Origin of the sequence: Micromonospora sp. NBC_01699, assembly GCF_036250065.1 — a bacterium.
In the GTDB taxonomy this organism is placed as follows: Bacteria; Actinomycetota; Actinomycetes; order Mycobacteriales; family Micromonosporaceae; genus Micromonospora_G.
Map to the genome: position 1 here is coordinate 2,676,873 of NZ_CP109199.1, position 21,979 is coordinate 2,698,851.

The window sequence follows — 21,979 nt, forward strand, 5'->3', positions numbered from 1 at the left end:
GGCGCCGCCCGGCCGGCACGTACCGGTGGTCAGGTTGTCTCGCTGCCCTTCGACATGGTGGAGCGCAGTTCGGCGCAGGCCTGTTTCGCGGCCTTTCGGAGGCGTTCGGTGGCGTCTGCGGAAAGTCCGCGTTCGGTTGCGGTCCAGGAGATCCATGCCTCGGCGACATCGGGCAGGATCCGTGCGACGTCGGGATCGTCGATGTGTTCGGGGGTGAGGGCTGGCAGGCCGAGGACGGCGAGAACGCGGCGGGGGCCGAGGTTGAGTGGGTGGCAGCCCGCCTGTTCGACGAACTGCGTGACGAGCAGGTCGACGGCCCGGGCCGTGGCGTCGCGCGGGGGGAGTCCGGTTACGGCGCCGGAGACGAGGAAGGACCGCTTCAGGAGTTCGATCTCGACGCTGCCGGGGAAGGGTTCCACCGGTGCGGCGACCGGGCTCAACGCGTGGGCGCGGGCGAGGGTCAGCGCGCGCATCTTCCGGTACGCCGCCGGCACGGGTTTGACCTTGTACTCCCGGTTTTCGGTCAGTTCGTCGGTGGTGCTGATCGCGTCCTGGAGTAGTCGCCGGGCGTGCGCGTGGTCGAGTGGTTCGCTGACGAGGCCGTCGTTGCCTTTCTCCGCGTGGCGGAGGACGTCCCGCAGGGAGTCGGGATGTGTGCTGAGGGTCAGTTCCCGGAAGAGTCCGTCGCCGAGGGTGCGGTCGATCATCGCGAGGATGGCGTGTTCGTCGGCCCCGTCATAGGAGAACGCGCAGAGCACGATCGCGGTCTCGTCGAACTCGTCGTGCGCCCACCAGCAGCCGTCGATTCGGACCCGGCCGATCGTGGGGGTCCAGGGTGGCTCGGGTAGTCCCTGTTCGACGAGTCGGTCGGCGTTCAGCCGGGCAAGTTCGCGTTGGGTGTCGACCATGCTCATCGCCTGGAAGCCCCGCAAGGCGGCGACGGCGGTCCATGTCTTTCGCTTACCCAACTCGTGTATGACCCTGGCGTCCTCCTGGGCCGCGACGGTCAGGGACAACGTGGGGCCTTCCGCGGTTTCGTAGGCGAGCAGTTGCGTCATCGTCTGCTCTACCGACCACGGTGAACTGTCCGCCTTGAGGGAGAGGTTCCATTCCAGAAAGTCCGCCCCCGCAGAGGCGCGGTTATTGATCTGCTCGCTGTCGCCCATTTCCCGATTCTCGCAGGCGACGGGCGTTGTGCGGTTGACCCGGCCGGGTGTGCCGTGGAGATATCGACGGCCGGGCCGATCCGGTCCTTCCCGTCCGGCGGTCGCGGCGGTACCACGGACCCGGCCGGCTCAACGCTTGCCGAGCTCCGCCTCCAGCCGCTGGATGAGCGTCTTGCGGCCCTTGCCGTCGCGCTCGCGCCGCAGCGCCGTCCTGAGCTGGCCCGGGTCGAGGTGCCGGACCAGCTTGGCCGCCTCGGCGACCGGCAGCTCCGACAGCCGCTCGACCGACGTGGCATTCGTACGCGCGCGTTCTTGTACTCCTGGGTGAGCACCTGCGACTTGCGCGCCGAGCACTGGCCCTGCCGGCAGCCCGCACTTACCCGGATCCCGGTGGCGTATGCCCGCGCCTGCCCCGACGCAAAAACACGCCGGTTTTCGGGGCGGAGTTCGGTAGGGTCCACTGCCGTGGACGCGAGCGTGGATACGACGATGGTCGCCATCGCGTCGGGGCGGGTGACCCTGTCGGACCGGCGGACCCAGCAAAGCTGGTCGGTCGAGCTGGCGCCGTACCGGCTCGCCGCGTTCCCGGTCACCCAGGCCCAGTACGCGCTGGTCACCGGCGAGCGGCCGAGCGCGGGCACGGGGGAACGGTTGCCGGTCGAGCAGGTCACCTGGTGGGACGCGGTCCGGTTCTGTAACGCCCGGTCGCTGCGCGAGGGGTTGACCCCCGCGTACCTGCTGCACGCCGACGGCGAGGGGATCGACTGGGACGCCTCCGCCGACGGGTACCGGCTGCCCACCGAGGCCGAGTGGGAACACGCCTGCCGCGCCGGCACGACCGGCCCGAGGTACGGACCACTGGACGAGATCGCCTGGTACCGCGCCAACTCCGACGAGCGGGTGCACGAGGTGGGTGGCAAGCGGCCCAACGCCTGGGGCCTGTACGACATGCTGGGCAACGTCTGGGACTGGTGCTGGGACATCTACGACGCCGAGGTCTACGGCAGTTACCGGGTGCTGCGTGGCGGCGGTTGGTTCGACGAGCACTGGAGCTGCCGGGCCTCGGTCCGGCGGCGCAGTTTCCCGACGTACCGGATCGACGACGTGGGCTTCCGCGTCGCGCGGTCCGGCCCGCACTGACCCACCGGGGGCCTGCGCGGACACCCGCGATAGCGGTTCAACCGGCGGACCTCGGTCGGTCCGGCGGTAGGACGTTGCGGGTGAGCGCGGCGAGTTCGGTCTCCCGGTCGGTGCGCTCGCGCGGCCAGCCGGCCGCGTCCGGGCGCCGCTGCCAGGGCAGCGGTCCATCGGGCGGCCGGTACTCGACGCCCAGCGCGTCGAGGCGGAGCAGGTGCCGCGCGAGGCGGTCGTCGAAGCCGTCCCAGGGTGGTGCGCCGGCCGGTGACCAGACCGCCTCGGCGAACGCGGACAGGCGGGGGAAGGCCAGGTAGTCGACCGCGCGCGGGTGGTCGGCGTGCTCGGTCCAGATGTTGCACTGCGCCCCGAGGACACGGTGCCGCAGGTCGGCCGGGAGGGCCGCCGGCTCCGGTTCGAAGGCGCGGATGTCCCGGACGGTGAGCACGGTGCCGACCGGGACGGGTTCGTCCGGGTGGTCGGACTGGCGGTAGTCCAGGTAGGCGGCACTGTCCCAGCAGGCGACGACGTCGTGGCCGGCGCGTACGGCCGCGACCGCCAGCGCCGGGCCGCGCCACGCCGCGATGGTGGCACCGGGCGGCAGGTTTCCCTCCAGGATCTCGTCCCAGCCGAACAGGGTTCGGCCGTTGGCCGCCAGGTGGTGCTGGAACTGGGCCACGAACCAGCCCTGCAACTCGTCCGCGTCACGCAGGCCGAGTACGCGCAGCCGCTGCCGGGCGACCGGGCTGGCCCGCCACTCGTCCTTGGCGCACTCGTCGCCGCCGATGCCGATGTGCCGGCTCGGGAACAGCTCCATCACCTCGTCGAGCACGTGACGGAAGAAGGTGACGGTCTCGTCGGAGACGTTCAGTACGCGCCGGGAGACGCCCCAGCGGGTCGACACCCCCACCGGCTCGTCCGGGTTGTTGCCCAGTTCCGGGTACGCCGCGATGGCCGCCTGGGTGTGGCCGGGCAGGTCGATCTCGGGGACCACGGTGACGAACCGCTCGGCCGCGTACGCGACGATCTCGCGCAGGTCGTCCTGGCTGTAGTAGCCGCCGTGCGGTCGGCCGTTGAAGCGCTCGTGCTGGCGTGATCCGACCATCGACTCGGGGCGCCACCCGCCGACCTCGGTGAGCCGGGGGTAGCGCCGGATCTGCACCCGCCAGCCCTGGTCGTCGGTGAGGTGCAGGTGCAGCACGTTGAGTTTGTGCGCGGCGAGCAGGTCGACCAGGCGTCTCACACCGGCGACCGGCATGAAGTGCCGGGCCACGTCGAGCATGCAGCCGCGCCAGCCGAACCGGGGCCGATCGGAGATCTCGACAGCGGGCACGCGCCACGGGCCGGAGCGCACCGGGGCGCGGCGGTGCACCTCGGGCGGCAGCAGTTGCAGCAGGCTCTGCGCCCCGTAGAAGACCCCGGCGGGGGAGCCGCCGGTGATGGTGATCCGCTCGGGGCGTACCCGAAGGTGGTATCCCTCGGCGGGCAGCGCGGCATCGACGGCCAGGCGGATGGTGGCGTCGGCGGCGGTCCCGGCACCCAGCGGCAGGCCGGTGGGGCGGCGCAGCGCCCCGGTCAGCCAGTCGGCGACCCCGGCGCAGGCCGGTTCCGCGCCGATCGTCGTGGTCCCGGTCAGGGCGAACGAGCCCGTTCCGGTACGGACATCGGCCGGCAGCGGCAGCATCAGTCCTTCACCGCCCCGCCGAGCCCGGCGACCAGCCGGCGCCGGACCAGGACGAAGAAGACCAGCACCGGGATGGTCATCAGGGTGGAGGCGGCCATGATCCCGCCCCAGTCGTTCTCGTCCGGCTTGAAGAACACCAGCAGCGCGGCCGGCAGGGTCTGGTTCTCGGTGGCGCTGATGATGAACGTCCGGGCGAACAGGAAGTCGTTCCACGCGGTGATGAAGGAGAACACCCCGGTCGCCGCCAAACCGGGCGCCACCAGGGGAAACAGGATCCGCCACAGGATGGTGAAGCGCCCGGCGCCGTCCAGGGTGGCCGCCTCCTCGACCTCCTGCGGCACCGCCGCGACGAAGCCGCGCAGCATCCAGATCGCGAACGGCAGGCTGAACGCCAGCTGCACCAGCACCAGTGACCCGAGCGTGTTCAGCCCGATGCCGGGTATCGTCCGGCCGAGGTCGCGGATCTGGAAGAAGAGCGGAATGCTCAGCGCCTCCACCGGCACCATCTGGGCGACCAGGAACAGCACCAGGATGGTGGTCCGGGTGCGGAACCGGTAGCGGGTCAGCGCGACCGCGGCCAGGAACGAGATCAGCGCGCTCAGCGTGACCACGGCCAGCGCGACGACCGCGCTGTTGACGAAGTAGCGGCCGAAGCCGCTGACGCCGAGCGCGGAGGCGAAGTGGTCCAGGGTCGGGTGCAGGGTCCACGGACGCGGGTCGGCGGACCGGATCTCGCCGGTCGGCTTGAGCGCCGACAGCACCATCCAGTAGATCGGGAACACGGTCACGGCCGCGACCACGATCGCGACGGCGTCCGCGAGCCGGCGGCGGATCACAGCACCTCCCCGGTACGGCGCAGCGCCCGCAGGTAGAACAGGGTCACCGCGAGCAGGATCACCGTCATCACGATGCCGATCGCCGAGCCGAGGCCGTACTGCGACGAGGCGAAGGCTTTCTGGTACGCGTACACGTTGAGCACCAGGTTCTGGCCGGCGATGCCGCCGCCTCCGGTCATCACGTAGATCTGGGTGAACACCTTGAAGTCCCAGATGATCGACTGGATCACCACGATCACGATCAGCGGGCGCAGGATCGGGGCGGTCACCCGGCGGAACGTGGTGAACGCGCCCGCGCCGTCCAGCGCGGCGGCCTCCAGCACCGACGCCGGTACGGCCTGGATCCCGGCGTACAGGGTGATCATGACGAACGGGAACGAGTGCCAGACCACCACGGCACCGACCAGCGCGAACGCCACCTCCCGCCGATAGAACCAGTTGTAGCCGTCGAGCCCGAGCACCTCGTTGACCAGGCCGAGGTTGCTGTCGAACAGGAACGCCCAGACCACCGAGCCGGTCATCGCCGGTGCGGCCCAGGTGGTCAGCGCGGCGAACGACAGCACCGCCCGCGCCACCGGGCCGATCCGGGTCAGCAGTACGGCCAGCGCCGCGCCGACCGCGAGCGTGGCCAGCACACAGCCGGCGGCGAACAGCACCGTCTGGCCGAGTACGGTGCGGAACGTCGGGTCGCCGGCCAGCGCCCGGAAGTTGCCCGTACCCACGAACCGGGCCGGTTCGCCCCCGCTCACCTGCGGTTGCCCGTACTCGAACAGGGAGAGCAGGCCCAGCTGGTAGAGCGGGTACGCGAACATCGGCACCAGCACGGCGAGCGCCGGCAGCAGCAGCCACAGTGGGGTCAGCCGCTGCCGGCGGATCGAAACGGAGACCGTCATTACTTGCCGAAAGCCGTGGTGATCCGGCTGTTCGCCTCGGCCGCCGCCGCGTCCACGGTCGCCTGTTTGGTGATCACCTTCTGCAACATGGTCGGCAGGATCTTCTCGGCGTCGATGGTGGTCCACGCCTTGTCCACCGGCACGAACCGGGTCCCCGCCGCCATCGTGTCGACGAACGGCTTGAGCCGCGGATCCTTCGTGGTCACCTCGGTCCGGGCGGACTTCATCGCGGGCACGAAGCCCATCGCGTCGTAGAGCTTGAGGGTGTACTTCCGGCTGGCCAGCAGTTGCATGAACTCGACCGCCAGGCTGCGGTGACCGGTGGAGCGGAAGACACCGAGGCTGCTGCCGCCGGCGAAGGCGGGGGCGATCGAGCCGGGCTTCGCGCCGGGCAGCGGCACGACGGCGTACTTTCCCTTGACCGCGCCGGCCTCGACGGCGGAGCGGTTGAAGTTGCCGAGGATGCCCATGCCGGCCCGGCCGGCGGCGAACGCCTCGACGGTGCCGCCGCCGGTCAGGTCGACACACTGCCGCGCCGGGCAGATGTCGTCGCCGAACAGGCTGGTGTACGCGGTGATGCCGGCCTTCGACGCCGCCGAGTCGATGGTGGCGGTGTATGCGCCGGTGGAACCGGTGGCGATGTCGCCGCCCGTGTCCCAGACGAACGGCAGGGCGCCGAAGACGTAGAGCCCGCCGACGGCGATGCCGAGCATGTCCCTGCGTTCGGCGCGGATCTTCCTGGCCGTGCTGACGAGCTCGGCGTACGAGGTGGGGGGTGTCAGGCCGAGTTCGGTGAAGACGTCGGTGCGGTAGTAGAGGGCCCGCACGCCGATCCACCACGGTACGCCGTACGCCTTGTCGCCCACGGTCACCGTGCTCACCAGGTCGGCCGGCAGGTCACCCGCCTCGGACCAGTTCTTCAGGTCGGCGCTGACGTCGGCCATGCCGTTGGCGGCGACGAAGCCGGCCAGGTCGGTGTTGCCGACCTCGGTCACGTCCGGGGCGCTGGCCGGATCGTTGAGCGCTCCCTTGTACTTCTCGGCGCGGGTGTCGGTCGCCAGGTAGCTGACGTCGACCGTGACGTCGGGGTGGGCGGCGGTGAACTCGGTGACCGCCTCGGCGACGACGGCCTCCTTGGCGGCGCGGTTCGCCTCGTCGAACAGCCAGACCCGAAGGGTGCCGGTCTTGGCGTCGGCGCTGTCGGTGGGCGTGCCGGTCGACGGGGCGCAGGCGCCGGCGGCCAGCGCCAGGACGAGCAGCGCGGTGAGTGCTCGGGGTTTCCGCACGGACTCTCTCCTCTCCAATAACGAGCCAGGTTCGTAGTCAGGTCCGATGTCGATGCTCAGTCGCCCAGGTACAGCACCGCGTCGATCTCGATGTCGAAGCCCTCCAGGGCGACCGGCAGGGTGGTGCGGGCGGGCAGGTTCTCGGTGCCGAAGAACTCCGCGTAGATCTCGTTCATGGTCGGGAAGTCGGCGAAGTCGCGCAGGTAGACGCCGACGCGTACGGCCCCGCTCAGGTCGCCGCCGGCCGCCTCGGCCACCCTGGCGAGGTTGGTGAACGCGGCCCGCGCCTGCGCGGCGAAGTCACCGGTGACCCAGGTCCCGTCCGGCAGCACCGGGCACGCCCCGGCGAGGTACGCGAACCCGCCCGCGACCACCGCGTGCGAGTACGGGCCACCGGGCGGCGCCGCCCGGTCGGCCACCACGATCTTCTTGGGCATGGATCAACCTCCGTGTCGGGGGAACTGTTCGGCGAGCCCGTCCGGACCCACCAGGGGCGAGGTCAGCAGTTGACGTACCGCCTGTTCGCGGTGCCGCAGGGCGTCGCGCTGCGCCCCGGTGAGCGGGACCCACGGCGGCGCGGGTGCCGGCAGCCGGGCCGGCAGCGGCCGCCCGGCCCGATACGTCGCCTCGTTCACCAGGCGCAGCGGCGACGTGCGGCGCTGCCCGTGCACGTCGACCAGTTCGAACCGGCCGGACTCGACAACCCACACCGCGATGTCGGCCGGTGCGCCCGGCGCGAGCGTGCCGACGCCATCGGTCAGCCCGAGCGCGCGAGCCGGCCCGACCGTGGTCGCCGCCACCACCTGCTCCAGGGTCAGCCCGGCGGCGAGCATCTTCGCCATCGTGGTGGGCAGGTCGAACGCCGGGCCGTGCAGCGACCGGCTGTGCAGGTCGGTGGAGACGGTGTGCGGCGGCATGCCGGCGGCCAGTTGCGCCTCCAGCACGTCGAAGGCGAACCCACCGGAGCCGTGTCCGATGTCGAACAGCACCCCGGCCTCGTACGCCTGCCTCGCCGCCGGGTCGAACCCGGTCGGTCCGGCGGCGATGCCGCTGGCACAGTGCGTGATCAGGTCACCCGGTCGGAGCAGCGGCAGGAGTTGCGCGACCGACGGTGGTGCCGCTCCGATGTGGACCATTACCGGCAGCCCGCACGCCCGTGCCGCCTCGACCGCCCGGCGCAGCGGCTCGGTGCCGTGTGCGCCGACGTTGTGCCGGTCCATCCGTACCTTGATCCCGACGATCGTGCCCGGGTACGCCCGCACGGTCGCCACCGCCAGGTCGACGTCGCAGTTCGCCAGCTCGCGTGACTCGCCGACCGGTGCGATCAGGCCCACCGCGGAGATGTTCAGCCACGCCGGCACCCGGACCGCGTACCCGGCGGTGGCGGTGGCGAAGGCGGGGAACGAGTAGGCGCCGGCCGATCCGGCGTCGACCCAGGTGGTCACCCCGGAGTGCCAGGCCACCGGATCAGGGTCGATGCCCCAGTACGTCGCGCCCGCGTATACGTGGGTGTGCAGGTCGACCAGCCCCGGCGTGACCAGCCGGCCGCGTACGTCGACCACCTCGGCGGCGTCCGCGCGGGGCAGCGAAACGCCCACCTCGGCAACCCGCCCGTCCCGTACGGCGATGTCGTGCCGGCCGGTCCGGCCACCTCCCGGATCGAGCAGGTCCCCGCCGGTGAGCAGCAGGTCCCACCGTACGGGTGTCCGGTCGTGGGTCACGGGTGCTCGATCGCGGCGCCGATGCGCAGCCGGTACAGCCGGGCCGGGCGGCCCTTGCGGTGCACCTGCGTGCTGCCCTCGACCTCGACCAGCCCGGAGTCGCCGAGCTTGCGGATCAGCCGCCGGCCGCTGGGATCGGTGATGCCGAGCTGCTGGGCGAGGTCGCTGGGGGAGATGGCCCGGCCCATCTGGCCCCGTTCGATGGCCGCCAGCCGGGACAGCGTCGCCGCGCTCAGCCCGACCTCGCCGGCCAGCCGCTCCAACTCGGCGCCGTGCTCCCGGTAGGTGAAGGTCAGCGCCGCGCCGGCCGGGCTCATCGGACCGATGATCACGCCACCGTCCTCGATCAGGTACGCGCTCGGCGACTCCTCCTGCTCGGCCCGGTTGGCGGCCCGCTCGGCCAGGTGTACGCAACTGCGGGCGGACGCGCCGACGCCGAAGCCGGCGGCGACCCGGATGCCGAGCGTCTCGTGCGCCTGGGCCAGCGCCGGTAGGGACACCCAACTGCCGGTGGCCGCCTCGAACAGCGCCTGGTGTGCGAAGACCGCCACCCCTCGCCGGCCCCGGTTCTCGATCCACGCGTCGGCGAACTCCGGCGTGTTGAGCAGCAGGTTCATCAGGCCCACCCGGGCCCGGTCCAGGTCGAGTTGCGGCCCGGCCTTCCCGACCAGGAACACCCCGGCGGCCAGCCGCAGCGCGTTGGCCTGTTTGGACTGCACCCGCAGCGCCAGTTCGTGCAGTTGGGCCCGGAGCGTCGCCGGTCCGGGCAGGCCGCCGAGCACGCGCGTCTCGCCGGCCAGTTGCGCCGCGACCGCCGTACGGAGGCTGATCACGTAGTCGGCGCCGGTGCGGGCCAGCGCCTCCCGGTGGAACGCGACGATCTCGGCCACGCTCTGCTCCGGGTCGTACGGCAGGCAGCTCACCCGGGACGGGTCCAGCTCGGCCGCCCGGACGACCTCGTCCACCGTCTGCGCGTCGAAGGTGTCGACGCTGACCGGGGTGGCCGACCAGCCCCGGGCGACCGCCCTGAACAGGGCCAGCGACAGGTCGAGACCGGCCGAGCGCAGGACGGCGACCGGCAGGTCCGCGGGGAGCAGGTGCCGACACTTCGCGTACGGGACGGGGCCGAGCAACAGGCCGTCGACCCGCTGCCGGGCGAGCAGCCGGTCGACCCTTATCCGTACCTCGTCCTCGTGTTCGTAGACGACCCACTTCAGGGTCACCCCGGCCAGGGTGCGCGCGGCGTGCTCGAACACGGCGCGGTGACTGGTGTGGATGACCAGACCGATCACCATCGGTCCTCCAGGTTCGGAAGTGGCTCGTTGAGACGGGTCTCGATAGCCTGCGGTGTTCGTCGCGCTCCCGTCAAGACATTGACGCTCCGGGATGGATCGGGCAGTCTGTGCGTCCGACAGCGAGCCACATCCGAACCTGTGGGAGGGCCGGTGCGGCACCACCCGTTCGACGACCAGCCCGTCGACTGGCGGGCGAAGGGGTTCTGGCAGCCCGGTCCACCGGTGCCCGACGCCGAGTTCGTCGCGGCCGGCCACCACCTCTTCGACGGCGCGGTCACCTGGCCGGTGCTGGTCGCCCGGCGGGACGCGATCGCGCACAACGTCGCGATGATGGCCGACTTCTGCGCCCGGCACGGCCTCCTGTTCGCCCCGCACGGCAAGACCGCGATGTCCCCGTCCCTGTTCGCCGCGCAGCTCGCCGCCGGTGCCTGGGCGATCACCGTGGCCACCGCCAACCAACTGCTGGCCTGCCGTGCCCTCGGGGTGGACCGGGTCCTGCTGGCCAACCAGTTGCTGGACCCGGTGCCGCTGCGCTGGCTCGCGGGTGAACTCGACCGGGGCTTCGAGGCACTGATCTTCGTGGACTCGGTTGCCGGCGTCGAGGTGATCGGCGCCGCGCTCGGCGACCATCCCGGTCACGCCTCGGTGCCGGTCCTTGTCGAGCTGGGGCATGCCGGTGGGCGTACCGGCTGTCGCTCGGTCGAGCAGCTCGTCGCGGTCGCCGAGGCCGCCGTCGCCGACCCTCGGGTACGCCTGGCCGGTGTCACCGCGTACGAGGGCGGGCTGCCGGACGTGGGCGCCGTCGCGGCGTACCTCGACCTGACCCGGTCGGCGGTGACCGAGCTGGCCGAGCGGGGTCTGCTGGCCGACGAGGTGATCGTCAGCGCCGGTGGCAGCGCCTGGTTCGACGTGGTGGCGGAGCGGCTCGGCGGCGATTGGCTGCCCGGTCACCGGCTGCGCGTGGTGCTGCGCAGTGGCGCCTCGGTCGTCCACGACCACGGCTTCTACGCCGACCGCACCCCGTTCCGCCGGCTGCCCGGTGCCGGTGCGCTGGAGCCGGCGCTGGAGCCGGCGCTGGAGCTCTGGGCGCAGGTCACCTCCACCCCCGAGCCGGGGCTGGCGATCGTCGGCATGGGCAAGCGCGACGCCCCGTACGACGAGGGGCTGCCGGTGCCGCTGCGGGTCCGGCGGGTCGGTGGCGCCGTCGGCGGTGCGGACGGGGTGCGGGTGACCCGCCTCAACGATCACCACACCTATCTGGACCTGGCGTCGAACGTCGAGATCGGACCCGGTGACCTGGTCTGCTTCGGCATCTCGCACCCGTGCACCGCGTTCGACAAGTGGCGGTCCATCCCGGTCGTCGACGACACGCACACCATTGTGGACATTTTGCACACGTACCTCTGAACCGGAGTGCGGCCGGGACGGGTGCGCAAGATCCACCAGGCGCTTTTGTCATATCGGATAAAAGTGCGGTCCGTCCCGTCGAAAGATGTAGACATGTTGATGCTAAGCCCGTTAGTGTCGGTCAACATCAAGATGTTTCGTCGAGGTAACCGGCGGCGCGGTTAGCTCATCGTCGACCGGGGGAGCGGCACTCCCCGAGGTCGGCGTTGCCCGCAGACCGAACCGGCGCGACGGTGCGCGCCATGCCCGCAACCTGGCCCGTTCCTCCGCCCAGCGACACGTGATCGACCCGTGGTCGGTCGCGGTCGGACCTCGCCACCGTCCATGGTCGTCCCAGATCACAGACACGCCTGTCCACATGTCGGACCGGGTGGCCTCGGCCGCACCGGTTGCGGTCGCGTGGGTCGGGCGGGTCCGCCCGCTGCTGCCCGTCCCCCGTCGATCCTCGCAAGAACCCCCACGAGTACGCCGGAAGTTCCAGGAAGACTCGCGAAAGGTATGGCGACATGCCAACTCTCCCCGTGCGACGCGGTTCACCACCTCGCCTGCGCCTGTTCCGCCGACACGCCGCCGGCCGCCTCCGCCGCCCGTTCACGGTGCTGGCGGCAGCGGCCGTGCTGCTGGTCAGCTCCACCCTGGCCTCGGTCCCGGTGGGCGCCGCCCCGGTCGACACCGCCTCGGGTACGGCCAACGCCCCCGCGTCGACGGGGCAACTCCAGGCCCAGGTGCTCACCTGGACGGCGAACAACAGCACCCAGGCATATGCCTCCGCCCCGAGCACCGCCGTCGCGGGCGCGACCACCCTCGTCTTCGAGAACAGCGCCGCGACCGGCAACACCAGCGGCATGCAGCACACCCTCACGTTCGACACCGGTGGGGCGTACAACAGCGACGTCGACGTGAACATCCTGGCCGACCCGTTCGACAGCAACCAGGGCCGGTGGACCGTCGACGTGGTGCTCGCGCCGGGCACGTACCGCTACTTCTGCGCCATCCCCGGCCACGGCACGATGACCGGCCTGCTCGTGGTCACCGGCGGCAGCGAGGACACCACCCCGCCGACGGTGAGCGCGTCGGTGACCGGCGACCGGGACGATGACGGCGCGTACGTCGGCGCCGCCACCGTGACCCTGTCGGCCACCGACAGCGGATCCGGCGTCGGCCGGGTCGAGTACGCACTCGACGGCGGTCCCTACGGGACGTACTCGGCGCCGGTCACGGTCAGCGCCCCCGGCGAGCACACGGTGACCTATCGGGCGACGGACGTGGCGGGTAACACCTCGCCGGTGCAGTCGAGCGCGTTCACGGTGGTGGCGCCGCCGAACCCGGACACCACGGCACCGACGGTGACCGCCTCGGTGGCCGGTGACCGCAACGATGACGGCGCCTACGTCGGCACCGCGACGGTGACCATCTCCGCCACCGACACCGAGTCCGGCGTCGAGCGGGTGGAGTACTCGCTGGACGGTGGCGCGTACGCCACCTACACCGCGCCCGTCAGCGTCAGCGCCGTCGGCACGCACACGGTGACCTACCGGGCAACGGACGTGGCGGGTAACACCTCGCCGGTGCAGTCGAGCGCGTTCACGGTGGTGGCGCCGCCGAACCCGGACACCACGGCACCGACGGCGACCGCCACCGTGACCGGTGAACGGAACTCCGACGGCGCGTACGTCGAGATGGCGACGGTGACCCTGGCCGCCACCGACACCGAGTCCGGCGTCGAGCGGATCGAGTACTCGCTCAACGGACAGGCGTACGCGACGTACGGCGCGCCGGTCATGGTCCACCAGCCGGGCCAGCACACGGTCAGCTATCGGGCCACCGACCGGGCGGGCAACACCTCGGCCCCGCAGACCGTCACCTTCCAGGTGGTCGGCACGCCGGAACCGGACGACACCACCCCGCCGACGGTGACCGGTGGCGTCACCGGTGACCGCGACGACAGCGGCGCCTACCTCGGCGCCGCGACGGTCACCGTCTCCGCCACCGACACCGAGTCCGGCGTCGACCGGATCGAGTACGCCGTCGACGGGCAGGCGTACGTCGCGTACACCGCGCCGGTGACGGTCAACACCCCCGGTCAGCACAGCGTCAGCTACCGGGCCACCGACCTGGCCGGCAACACCTCGGCCCCGCAGACCGTCACCTTCCAGGTGGTCAGCGCGCCGAACCCGGACACCACTCCGCCGACCGCCACCGCCAACGTCACCGGCAACCGGGACGGCAACGGCGCGTACGTCGGCGCCGCCACGGTCACCGTGTCCGCCACGGACGCGGGGTCGGGCGTCGACCTGGTCGAGTTCTCCCTCGACGGTCAGCCGTACGCGGAGTACACCGCGCCGGTGACGGTCAACCAGCCCGGCCAGCACACGGTTTCGTACCGGGCCACGGACGTCGCCGGCAACACCTCCACCCCGGCGTCGGTCACCCTCACCGTGGTCGCGCCGCCGAACCCGGACACCACCGCGCCGACGGTCAGCGCGGCGATCACCGGGCAGCAGAACGGGAGCTGGGCGTACGTCGGCAGTGCCACCGTCGTGCTCACCGCCTCCGACTCCGGTTCCGGTGTGCACCGGCTCGAATACGCCCTCGACGGAAGCGGTTACACCGTCTACAGCGGTCCGTTGACGGTCAACACCGTGGGTGCGCACACGGTCAGCTACCGGGCCACCGACCGGGCGGGCAACACCTCGGGCACCGCGTCGACCACCTTCACCGTCGTGGAGAGCGGCCCGCCGGCCCCGAGCTGCCGGGTGACCGACACCCGGCCGACGGTCTGGCTCGGCACCCTGAACAGCACCGTCGCGAACCGGGTGGTCGAGGGCGCCTGCTCGATCAACGACCTGATCTCCGACGAGCGGGCCTGGCCCACCCACGCCGAGTTCGTCGACCACGTCCGGGCGATCGCCGAGCACCTGCACCACCGGGGGAAGATCCTGCTCAAGGAGCACAACCAGCTGATCCGTACGGCCAGCGCCTCCGGCGTCGGCAAGGCCGAGGACAAGCAGGGCTACCAGCCGCTGCTCGACCGCTCGGTCGCCTCGTTCCGGCAGTGGGAGCAGGTCGGCGCGGGCGGCTTCGGGCGCAACGCCGACGGGTCGATCACCAGCCGGGCGGTCGACGGCATGGGCCTGCTCTGGTTCCCGATCCGCAGCTACGGCGACTTCTCGCTGAAGCTCCAGTGGCGCGACGACGCCCCCGGTGACGGCCGCGCGAACAGTGGCGTCTTCGTCCGTTTCCCGCAGGTGCACCAGCACCCGCAGGAGTCCCGTCCGGAGTGGGTGGCGATCAGGTACGGCCACGAACTCCAGATCAACGACCGCGCCGACGGCGACCAGTACAAGAGCGGATCGGTGTACGGCTTCGATCGGGTTGATCTCGACGGTGCGCAGGTCACCCCGAAGGGCACCTGGAACGACTACGAGATCCGGGTGGTCGGTCAGCACTACTCCGTGTTCCGCAACGGTGAGCTGATCAACGAGTACGTCAACGTACCCGGGGCGGTCTTCGATCCGCCGAGGTCGGACGATCCCGGCGGCGCCGGACGGCAGAGCGCGACCGGTTACGTCGGCCTCCAGAACCACGGTGCCGCCGACATCGCCAGTTTCCGCAACATCCGGGTCGCCCCGCTGACCCCGTGACGCCCACACCGCACGTTCTCTCCTGCCACCGCCGCGGCGGTGGCAGGCCGAGCGATTGGACAGAATCTTGGACAGGGAATTGAACGACACCGGCGAACCCGAGCCGTTGTCGACGGTCGACGCGCCGGAGACCCGCCCGGCGTCGCCGGTGCGACTGCTCGGATCGAGCGCCGGCCGGGCGGTGATGGTGGTGGCCGTTCTGCTGGCGACCCTCGTCGGCGCGGGCGGGCTGGCCCTCGCCGGCGGCACCACCCAGCGGCCGGCCGAACTGGCCGCGGGTGCGAAGGCCGCCGCCCGGTCGGCCGAGCGGCCCGAGGGCTGCATCGCGCCGGATCGCCGGCTGACCATGTACGCGGTCGAGCTGCCCCGGGACCCGATCACGAACCAGGTCCGGCTCGGCTACGGCCTCACGCCGCAGACCGCGTCCTACCCCGGCCCCACCATGGAGATGATCGAGGGCGAGTGCCTGGCGATCACCGTGCACAACCAGGTGCCGGCCGCGACCCTGGAGGCGCTGCGTACCGACCCGGCGCATCCGATCGGCGTCTCGCTGCACGTGCACGGGGTCAAGTACACCCAGATGTCTGACGGCACGGTGCACAGCAACTCCTTCATCCCGCCGGGCGGGTCGCGGACGTACGTCTGGTTCGCCAAGCCGCGTACCGCCACCTCGCCGGGTACGGCCGGCTACTGGTGGTACCACGACCACGTGGTCGGTGGGCCGCACGGCACCCAGGGCCTCGGCGCCGGGCTGTTCGGCGGTCTCGTCGTACGCCGACAGGGCGACCCGCGACCGGACCGGACGTACGTGACCGCCTTCGGCGACCGGCAGACGATCAACCTGCGGCGCAGCACGGAGGCGGACACCTGTGACCCGGTGAACCCGGTGCCCGGCCCGACCTGCATGGTCGCGAAGATCGGCGAGCGGGTCGAGATCATCGTGATCGGCCTCGGGAACGACATGCACACCTTCCATGTGCACGGTCACTCCTGGGCGGACACCCGGACCGGTCTGATCACGGGGGAGAACAAGGCCCTGGTCGACTCGATCCCGGTGATCGACAACAAGACCCTCGGGCCCGGTGACACCTTCGGCGTGCAGTTCGTCGCCGGGGACTCGGTCGGACCGGGGCACTGGATGCTGCACTGCCACATGCAGTTCCACTCCGACATGGGCATGTCGACCACGATGCACGTGCTGGACGAGAACGGGGCGATGCCGCCGCACGGCGGCCCGATGCCGACCGCCCCGGGACAGCCGGCTCCGGCCCAGGCCAATCCGGCCCAGCCCGCTCCGGCACAGGCCAATCCGGGACAGCCCGCCCACACGAACCACCGCTGATCCGTGCCCGCCGCCAACCCTGACCACGCATCCCACCACCCGAAGGACTTCCGTACCTCTGGAGGAGGAGAAATGGCTCACGAACGCCATTTCCAACTGTCCCGATCGGTCGGGCGACGTCGTCCCGACCCCGACGACCCGTCCCCCCGCGTACTCCGGTCGTCGCGTCGCGGCGCCGGTCCGTTCCGCCGCGCGGTCGCCCTGGCGTCGGGCGCCGTACTCACGCTCGGTCTGCTGACCACGCCGGTATCCGCCGCCCCGGATCCGGGTGTCGGCGGGACCTCGGTGGCACCCGCCTGGGGCGGCCAGGTGGTGAACGTGCTGGTCTTCCACGGGCCGGCGGCATCGCAGGACGACCCGGTCGTCAAGGCCGTCAACGCCATCCGGAAGCTCGGTAGCGAGAACGGCTTCTACGTCCACGACTCCGACGACCCGTCGGTGTTCACCGCCGACAACCTGGACCGCTACCGCAGCGTGGTGTTCCTGTCGGCCAACGGGGTGACGCTGAACGACGCGCAGGAGGCGGCGTTCCAGGCGTACGTCAAGGGCGGCGGCGGGTTCGTCGGCATCCACGACGCCGCCCGCGCGCAGCCCAGCTCGGAGTGGTTCACCGGTCTGATCGGCACCCGCCCGGCGGCGAGCCTGCCGAACGCCGAGAAGATCCAGAGCGTCACGGCCAGCGGAGCCAACCCGCCCAACGAGGGCGAGGGCAACCTGATCGACGGCTCGACCGGCACCAAGTGGCTGACCCGCACGCCGACGGGTTGGGTCGCGGCCAAGCTCGCCGCGCCGAAGGCAATCGCCCAGTACGCCCTGACGTCGGCGAACGACTTCCAGGGGCGGGACCCGAAGGACTGGACCCTCCAGGGGTCGACGGACGGGACCAGCTGGACGAACCTGGACACCCGCAGCGGCGAGACGTTCTCGGGGCGGTTCCAGACCAAGCAGTACACGTTCGCCAACACCACGGCCTACCAGCACTACCGGCTGAACATCACCGCGAACAGCGGTGAGCCGCTGATCCAGCTCGCCGAGCTGTGGCTGATCGGCCCGGACGCGGGGCCGGCGCCGGAGAACACGGTGCAGCAGGCGGTGGTGGACGTCGTCGACCGGCAGCACCCGGCGAACGAGGGTCTGCCGCTGAACTGGACCCGGTCGGACCAGTGGATCAACTGGAACCCGAGCCCGGTCGGCCGGGTACACACGGTCGCCCAGGTCCAGGAGAAGTCGTACAACCCGGGGCTGGCCGGCAACGGCGCCTTCCACCCGATCTCCTGGTGTCGGGACTACGACGGTGGTCGGTCGTTCTACACCGGCATGGGTCGTACCGAGGCCAGCTACACCACCGACACGCAGTTCCGCAGCCACCTGCTCGGTGCGATCCAGTGGACCACCGGCACGGTCCGGGGCGACTGCCAGGCGACCATCGCGTCGAATTACAAGATCGAGCGGCTGACCGCCACCAACCAGACCGGTCAGCTCGACCAGATCGGCGAGCCGCACGGCCTGACCATCGCTCCCGACGGCAAGGTCTTCTACATCGGCAAGGCCGCCTGCGCCACCGGGCCGGTCGCCGACTGGGCCAACCCGAACGTGGGTCTGGGATGCGGCACGATCCACCAGTGGGACCCGACGAACAAGCAGGTCAAGCTGCTGACCACGCTCAAGGTGATGGGCAACCGGGGCAGCGGCAGCGAGCTGGTGAAGAACGAGGAGGGTCTGGTCGGCATCACGCTCGACCCGAACTTCGCCGAGAACGGCTGGTTCTACGTCTACTGGATGCCGCACGAGTCGATCGACCGGGAACGGCGGGTCGGCGAGCGTACGGTTTCCCGGTTCACGTACGACCACGCGCAGCAGACGATCGACCAGGGCACCCGCAAGGACCTGCTGAACTGGGAGACCCAGATCCACAGCTGCTGTCACGCCGGTGGCGGGATGACCTTCGACGAGTCCGGCAACCTCTACATCGGCAGTGGTGACAGCAACTCCTCCGGTGGTTCGGACGGTTACTCCGGGAACAACTGGACCCAGGAGTACGCCGGCATCTCGTTCCAGGACGCCCGCCGTACGTCGGGTAACACGAACGACCTCAACGGCAAGATCATCCGGATCCACCCGGAGGCCGACGGGACCTACACGATCCCCGAGGGCAACCTGTTCACCGGTCAGGAACAGGGCGGCGGCAAGACCCGCCCGGAGATCTACGTGATGGGCGTACGCAACATCGCCCGGATCGCCTGGGACCCGGTGAACGACTGGCTGACCGCCGCATGGGTCGGCCCGGACGCGGGTGCGCCGAGCCCGACCCTCGGCCCGGCGAAGTACGAGACCGCCACGATCATCACCTCGGCGGGCAACCAGGGCTGGCCGTACTGCATGGGCAACCGGCAGCCGTACCGGGACCGCAGCACCACCGACGCCACCGTACTGACCGGCTGGTACGACTGCGACAACCTCAAGAACGAGTCGCCGCGCAACACCGGTCTGGTCAACATCCCGCCGGCCCGGGACAACATGATCTGGTACTCGCCGCAGGGCGGTGGCCCGGTCTTCCCGAAGCGCACCGACGGCAGCAACCTGCCGACGTACGTGGCCAGTGAGTCGACGTTCACCCAGCCGTACCTCAGCGGTGGTGGCCAGGCCATCATGGACGGCCCGACCTACCAGCGGTCGAAGGTCGACGTGAACAGCGGCGTCGCCTGGCCGGCGTACTGGGACAACAAGTGGTTCATCGGCGACCAGTCCAACTCCAACAACCGGATCGCCGTCACCGTCGACCCGAGCAAGGTCGAGCAGGCGGGGGCACCGGCGTTCGCCGAGGACCTGCGCAGCATCATCCAGGGCGGCAGCGGCACCACCCAGCTCCAGTCCTGGATGGATGCGAAGTTCGGCCCCGACGGCGCGCTCTACCTGCTCGACTACGCCGGTGGCTTCTTCAGCCTGCACCAGAACCAGAAGCTGATCCGGATCACCTACCAGGGCGGTCAGGCCACCCCGAACCCGAGCCTGGCGACCGCGCAGTCGGTGGCGCCGAGCCAGCCGCGTACGGTCGCGTTCTCCGCCGCCAAGGTCGGCGGCGTGGCCTGGGAGTGGAACTTCGGCGACGGCAGCAAGGTCTCGACCGCGGCTCACCCGACGCACACCTACAAGCGGTACGGCACCTTCCAGGCAACGGTGAAGGTCACGTACGCCGATGGTGAGGTCGTCACCGGGACGGTCCCGGTCAACGCCGGTTGTGCGGCGGCCGACGCCCGGCCGACGGTCTGGATGCTGGACACCGACACCGCGGTGGTCAACCGCCAGGCCGGCGGCGGCTGCACGATCAACGACCTGATCGACGACGAGACCACCTGGCCGAACCGGGCCTCGTTCGTCACCCACCTCGACGCGGTCCTCGCCGAACTGAGCGCGGCCCACGTCATCGACAACCGGGAGGCGACGCAGCTGCGCCGGGCCGGGACCCAGTCCCCGATCGGCGCCACCAACGGGTACGAGCCGATCTTCGACGGTTCGGCGAAGTCGCTCGCCGGTTGGCGGCAGGCACCCAGCGGGTCGTTCGCCCTGCGTCCCGACGGGACGATCCGCAGCTCCGGCGGCCTCGGCATGCTCTGGTACGCCGACCAGCAGCTCGCCGACTACTCGATCAAGGTGCAGTTCCGCGACATCTCCCCGGAGAACGTCCGGGCCAACAGCGGGATCTTCGTCCGGTTCCCGGATCCGCGGACCCCGTTGGACCAGCGGCCGCCGGGCAGCTGTGGCACGGTCGGAAACGCCCGCAGTTCCCAGGCGTGGGTCGCGATCTACTGCGGCCACGAGATCCAGATCTACGACGGCGAGACCGGTGAGCCGCAGAAGACCGGCTCGGTGTACAACTTCTCGCCGAACACGCTGGACCGGGCCGGGGCGACCCCGAAGAACCAGTGGAACGACTACGAGGTACGCGTCATCGGCCAGCACTACACGATGATCCGCAACGGTGTGGTGATCAGCGAGTTCGACAACACGCCCGGTAAGCAGTCGTCCCGCCAGGGCGACCCGTCCACCGACCTGCGGCAGTTCCTCAGCGGTTTCGTCGGGTTGCAGAACCACGGCAACAACGACCTGATCGAGTTCCGCAACATCAGGGTGCGCCAGCTCTGATTCGACCGGTGCCGGGTACGGGCGTTCACGCCCGTACCCGGCACCGCCGCGTCGCCGCCCGTACCGACACCCATTCGTTCACGTGTACGAATGGGTGTCGTGTCGTGCTGGCGATCGGGGCCGGGGCAACCTACGGTTTTGGCGGATCAGGGGTGCCGCCCGGCGGCCGGTCACGAGGGGGAGTCCATGGCAGATGTGCAGGTCGGGGCCAGGGCGTCGGTGCCCCGGCGCCGGCAGGGAGTGACCGTCGGCTTCGTGGTCGACGGCACCGAGGGCCACCTGGTGACGGCGGCGCTTCCCGACGGTCGGCTCAGTGACGTGCTGCTGTCGGTGGACAAGCAGGGTTCCACGCTCGCCGGCATGACCGAGGCCCTGTCCCTGGCGCTCACCACGGGGCTGCGGGCCGGGGCGCCCCTGTCGGCGTACGTCGAGGAACTGCGGGTGACCCGATACCCGCCGGCCGGTCCGACCGACGACCCGGACATCCCGCGCACGACGTCGTTGGGGGACTACCTCGTACGGCGGTTGGACGTCGACTACCCGGCCGGTGTGCGCCGGTCCGAGCACCGGTGACGGTGTTCGGGTGAGCGGCGCCGGCAGTCGCGCCCGCACCGGAGGGCCGGTGATCGTGGCCCCCCGGTGCGGGTGGATCAGCCGTTGACCGCCACGTGCGGGTAGAGCGTGGTGATCTCCGCCGCCAGGCCGTTCTTGACCATCCGGGTCCAGTCGTCGACGAGCACCTCGTGCCGGCCCGCCTCGACGCCGTCGATCGCCTGTCGGGCCACCTCGGTCGGGGTGGTCTTCGGGTCGGTCGGCGGCGCCCACCGCGCCGCCGGCTCGGTGTCGATCCAGCCGACGTGCAGGCCGGTCACGCCCACACCGTGCGGGTGCAGGTCCTGCCGCAGCCCATTGGTCATCGACCACAGCGCCGCCTTGGACGCCGCGTACGCGCCGAGGGTCGCGTACCAGGACAGGGCCGTGTGGATGTTGAGCAGGTGGCCGCCGTTCGCGATCAGGCGGGGCGCGAGGGCCCGGGTCACCTGTAGTGGTCCGTAGAAGTTGATCTCGATTTCCCGCCGGATCTCGTCCAGGTCCCCGTTGAGGTAATCCGCGCCGAGCAGCACACCGGCGTTGTTGATCAGAAGATTGACGTCCGGGGCCTGCGCGGTCGCGGCGGCCACCGAGGCCGGGTCGGTGAGTTCCAACGTCAGCGGTACGACGTTCGGGTTGCTGATCGTCCTCGGGTCGCGGGCGGTGGCGTACACCTTGGCCGCCCCGCGCGCCAGCACCTCTTCGACCAGCGCCTTGCCGAGGCCGCGGCTGCCACCGGTGACGAACACCACTGAATCCTGGATCTTCATGTCGATTCCTTCGGGGGACGGGTTCCGCCATGCCTGACAGAACCAAAAGGTGTTTGCCTGTGTCGCC

General features: G+C 70.8%; 16 protein-coding genes. 6 read left to right on the top strand and 10 right to left on the bottom strand.

Annotated features, from left to right (window positions below):
• Nucleotides 1-29: 29 nt before the first annotated feature.
• A complete protein-coding gene (locus OG792_RS12035) occupies nt 30-1,166 on the bottom strand; it encodes a hypothetical protein (protein WP_329109485.1) in 1,137 nt (378 codons plus the stop codon).
• A 129-nt stretch (nt 1,167-1,295) separates the two neighbouring features.
• Nucleotides 1,296-1,520: a hypothetical protein gene (locus OG792_RS12040; RefSeq protein WP_329109486.1), complete on the bottom strand. Its 225-nt coding sequence runs from the start codon at nt 1,518-1,520 to the stop codon at nt 1,296-1,298.
• A gap of 135 nt (nt 1,521-1,655) precedes the next feature.
• On the opposite strand from OG792_RS12040, the gene OG792_RS12045 reads away from it, so the two are divergent.
• Nucleotides 1,656-2,306: a formylglycine-generating enzyme family protein gene (locus OG792_RS12045; protein WP_329111224.1), complete on the top strand. Its 651-nt coding sequence runs from the start codon at nt 1,656-1,658 to the stop codon at nt 2,304-2,306.
• 37 nt (nt 2,307-2,343) lie between these two features.
• On the opposite strand, the gene OG792_RS12050 is transcribed toward OG792_RS12045, so the two are convergent.
• The 7 genes from OG792_RS12050 to OG792_RS12080 are packed head-to-tail and all read right to left on the bottom strand — an operon-like array spanning nt 2,344 to nt 10,015.
• Nucleotides 2,344-3,984 carry a beta-N-acetylhexosaminidase gene (locus OG792_RS12050; protein ID WP_329109488.1) on the bottom strand — a complete coding sequence of 547 codons (1,641 nt, stop codon included), beginning with the start codon at nt 3,982-3,984 and terminating at the stop codon, nt 2,344-2,346.
• The gene (locus tag OG792_RS12055) at nt 3,984-4,820 is read right to left on the bottom strand and encodes a carbohydrate ABC transporter permease (protein ID WP_442932404.1); all 837 of its coding nucleotides are present in this window, start codon (nt 4,818-4,820) and stop codon (nt 3,984-3,986) included. Before OG792_RS12055 ends, OG792_RS12050 begins: the two co-directional genes overlap by 1 nt.
• Nucleotides 4,817-5,713 (bottom strand): carbohydrate ABC transporter permease, encoded by an 897-nt coding sequence (locus OG792_RS12060; RefSeq protein WP_329109489.1) that lies wholly within the window; start codon nt 5,711-5,713, stop codon nt 4,817-4,819. Before OG792_RS12060 ends, OG792_RS12055 begins: the two co-directional genes overlap by 4 nt.
• Nucleotides 5,713-6,999, bottom strand: a complete 1,287-nt coding sequence (locus OG792_RS12065) for an extracellular solute-binding protein (protein ID WP_329109490.1) — start codon at nt 6,997-6,999, stop codon at nt 5,713-5,715. Before OG792_RS12065 ends, OG792_RS12060 begins: the two co-directional genes overlap by 1 nt.
• A gap of 56 nt (nt 7,000-7,055) precedes the next feature.
• The gene (locus tag OG792_RS12070) at nt 7,056-7,436 is read right to left on the bottom strand and encodes a RidA family protein (RefSeq protein ID WP_329109491.1); all 381 of its coding nucleotides are present in this window, start codon (nt 7,434-7,436) and stop codon (nt 7,056-7,058) included.
• 3 nt (nt 7,437-7,439) lie between these two features.
• On the bottom strand, nt 7,440-8,720 hold the full coding sequence (locus tag OG792_RS12075; RefSeq protein WP_329109492.1) for an amidohydrolase/deacetylase family metallohydrolase: 1,281 nt from the start codon (nt 8,718-8,720) through the stop codon (nt 7,440-7,442).
• The gene (locus tag OG792_RS12080) at nt 8,717-10,015 is read right to left on the bottom strand and encodes a helix-turn-helix domain-containing protein (RefSeq protein ID WP_329109493.1); all 1,299 of its coding nucleotides are present in this window, start codon (nt 10,013-10,015) and stop codon (nt 8,717-8,719) included. Before OG792_RS12080 ends, OG792_RS12075 begins: the two co-directional genes overlap by 4 nt.
• 150 nt (nt 10,016-10,165) lie before the next feature.
• Here OG792_RS12080 and OG792_RS12085 point away from each other — a divergent pair, with 150 nt between their 5' ends.
• The 5 genes from OG792_RS12085 to OG792_RS12105 all read left to right on the top strand — a co-directional run bounded on the left by OG792_RS12085 (nt 10,166) and on the right by OG792_RS12105 (nt 21,124).
• Nucleotides 10,166-11,422, top strand: coding sequence for an alanine racemase (locus OG792_RS12085; protein ID WP_329109494.1), 1,257 nt, complete (start codon nt 10,166-10,168; stop codon nt 11,420-11,422).
• A gap of 506 nt (nt 11,423-11,928) precedes the next feature.
• Nucleotides 11,929-15,066, top strand: a complete 3,138-nt coding sequence (locus tag OG792_RS12090) for an OmpL47-type beta-barrel domain-containing protein (RefSeq protein ID WP_329109495.1) — start codon at nt 11,929-11,931, stop codon at nt 15,064-15,066.
• Nucleotides 15,067-15,133: 67 nt separating this feature from the next.
• The gene (locus tag OG792_RS12095; protein WP_329109496.1) at nt 15,134-16,408 is read left to right on the top strand and encodes a multicopper oxidase domain-containing protein; all 1,275 of its coding nucleotides are present in this window, start codon (nt 15,134-15,136) and stop codon (nt 16,406-16,408) included.
• 72 nt (nt 16,409-16,480) lie between these two features.
• Complete coding sequence (locus OG792_RS12100; RefSeq protein ID WP_329109497.1) at nt 16,481-20,551, top strand: ThuA domain-containing protein; 4,071 nt, start codon at nt 16,481-16,483, stop codon at nt 20,549-20,551.
• A gap of 186 nt (nt 20,552-20,737) precedes the next feature.
• Complete coding sequence (locus OG792_RS12105; RefSeq protein ID WP_329109498.1) at nt 20,738-21,124, top strand: TSCPD domain-containing protein; 387 nt, start codon at nt 20,738-20,740, stop codon at nt 21,122-21,124.
• Between the two features lie 77 nt (nt 21,125-21,201).
• On the opposite strand, the gene OG792_RS12110 is transcribed toward OG792_RS12105, so the two are convergent.
• Complete coding sequence (locus OG792_RS12110) at nt 21,202-21,912, bottom strand: SDR family oxidoreductase (RefSeq protein WP_329109499.1); 711 nt, start codon at nt 21,910-21,912, stop codon at nt 21,202-21,204.
• Nucleotides 21,913-21,979 lie beyond the last annotated feature (67 nt).

Bases quoted from the DNA above. Each gene is read 5' to 3' on its own strand.
- OG792_RS12035 (WP_329109485.1), bottom strand. From the start codon at position 1,166: ATGGGCGACAGCGAGCAGATCAATAACCGCGCCTCTGCGGGGGCGGAC.
- OG792_RS12045 (WP_329111224.1), top strand. From the start codon at position 1,656: ATGGTCGCCATCGCGTCGGGGCGGGTGACCCTGTCGGACCGGCGGACC.
- OG792_RS12050 (WP_329109488.1), bottom strand. From the start codon at position 3,984: ATGCTGCCGCTGCCGGCCGATGTCCGTACCGGAACGGGCTCGTTCGCC.
- OG792_RS12060 (WP_329109489.1), bottom strand. From the start codon at position 5,713: ATGACGGTCTCCGTTTCGATCCGCCGGCAGCGGCTGACCCCACTGTGG.
- OG792_RS12070 (WP_329109491.1), bottom strand. From the start codon at position 7,436: ATGCCCAAGAAGATCGTGGTGGCCGACCGGGCGGCGCCGCCCGGTGGC.
- OG792_RS12080 (WP_329109493.1), bottom strand. From the start codon at position 10,015: ATGGTGATCGGTCTGGTCATCCACACCAGTCACCGCGCCGTGTTCGAG.
- OG792_RS12090 (WP_329109495.1), top strand. From the start codon at position 11,929: ATGCCAACTCTCCCCGTGCGACGCGGTTCACCACCTCGCCTGCGCCTG.
- OG792_RS12100 (WP_329109497.1), top strand. From the start codon at position 16,481: ATGGCTCACGAACGCCATTTCCAACTGTCCCGATCGGTCGGGCGACGT.
- OG792_RS12105 (WP_329109498.1), top strand. From the start codon at position 20,738: ATGGCAGATGTGCAGGTCGGGGCCAGGGCGTCGGTGCCCCGGCGCCGG.
- OG792_RS12110 (WP_329109499.1), bottom strand. From the start codon at position 21,912: ATGAAGATCCAGGATTCAGTGGTGTTCGTCACCGGTGGCAGCCGCGGC.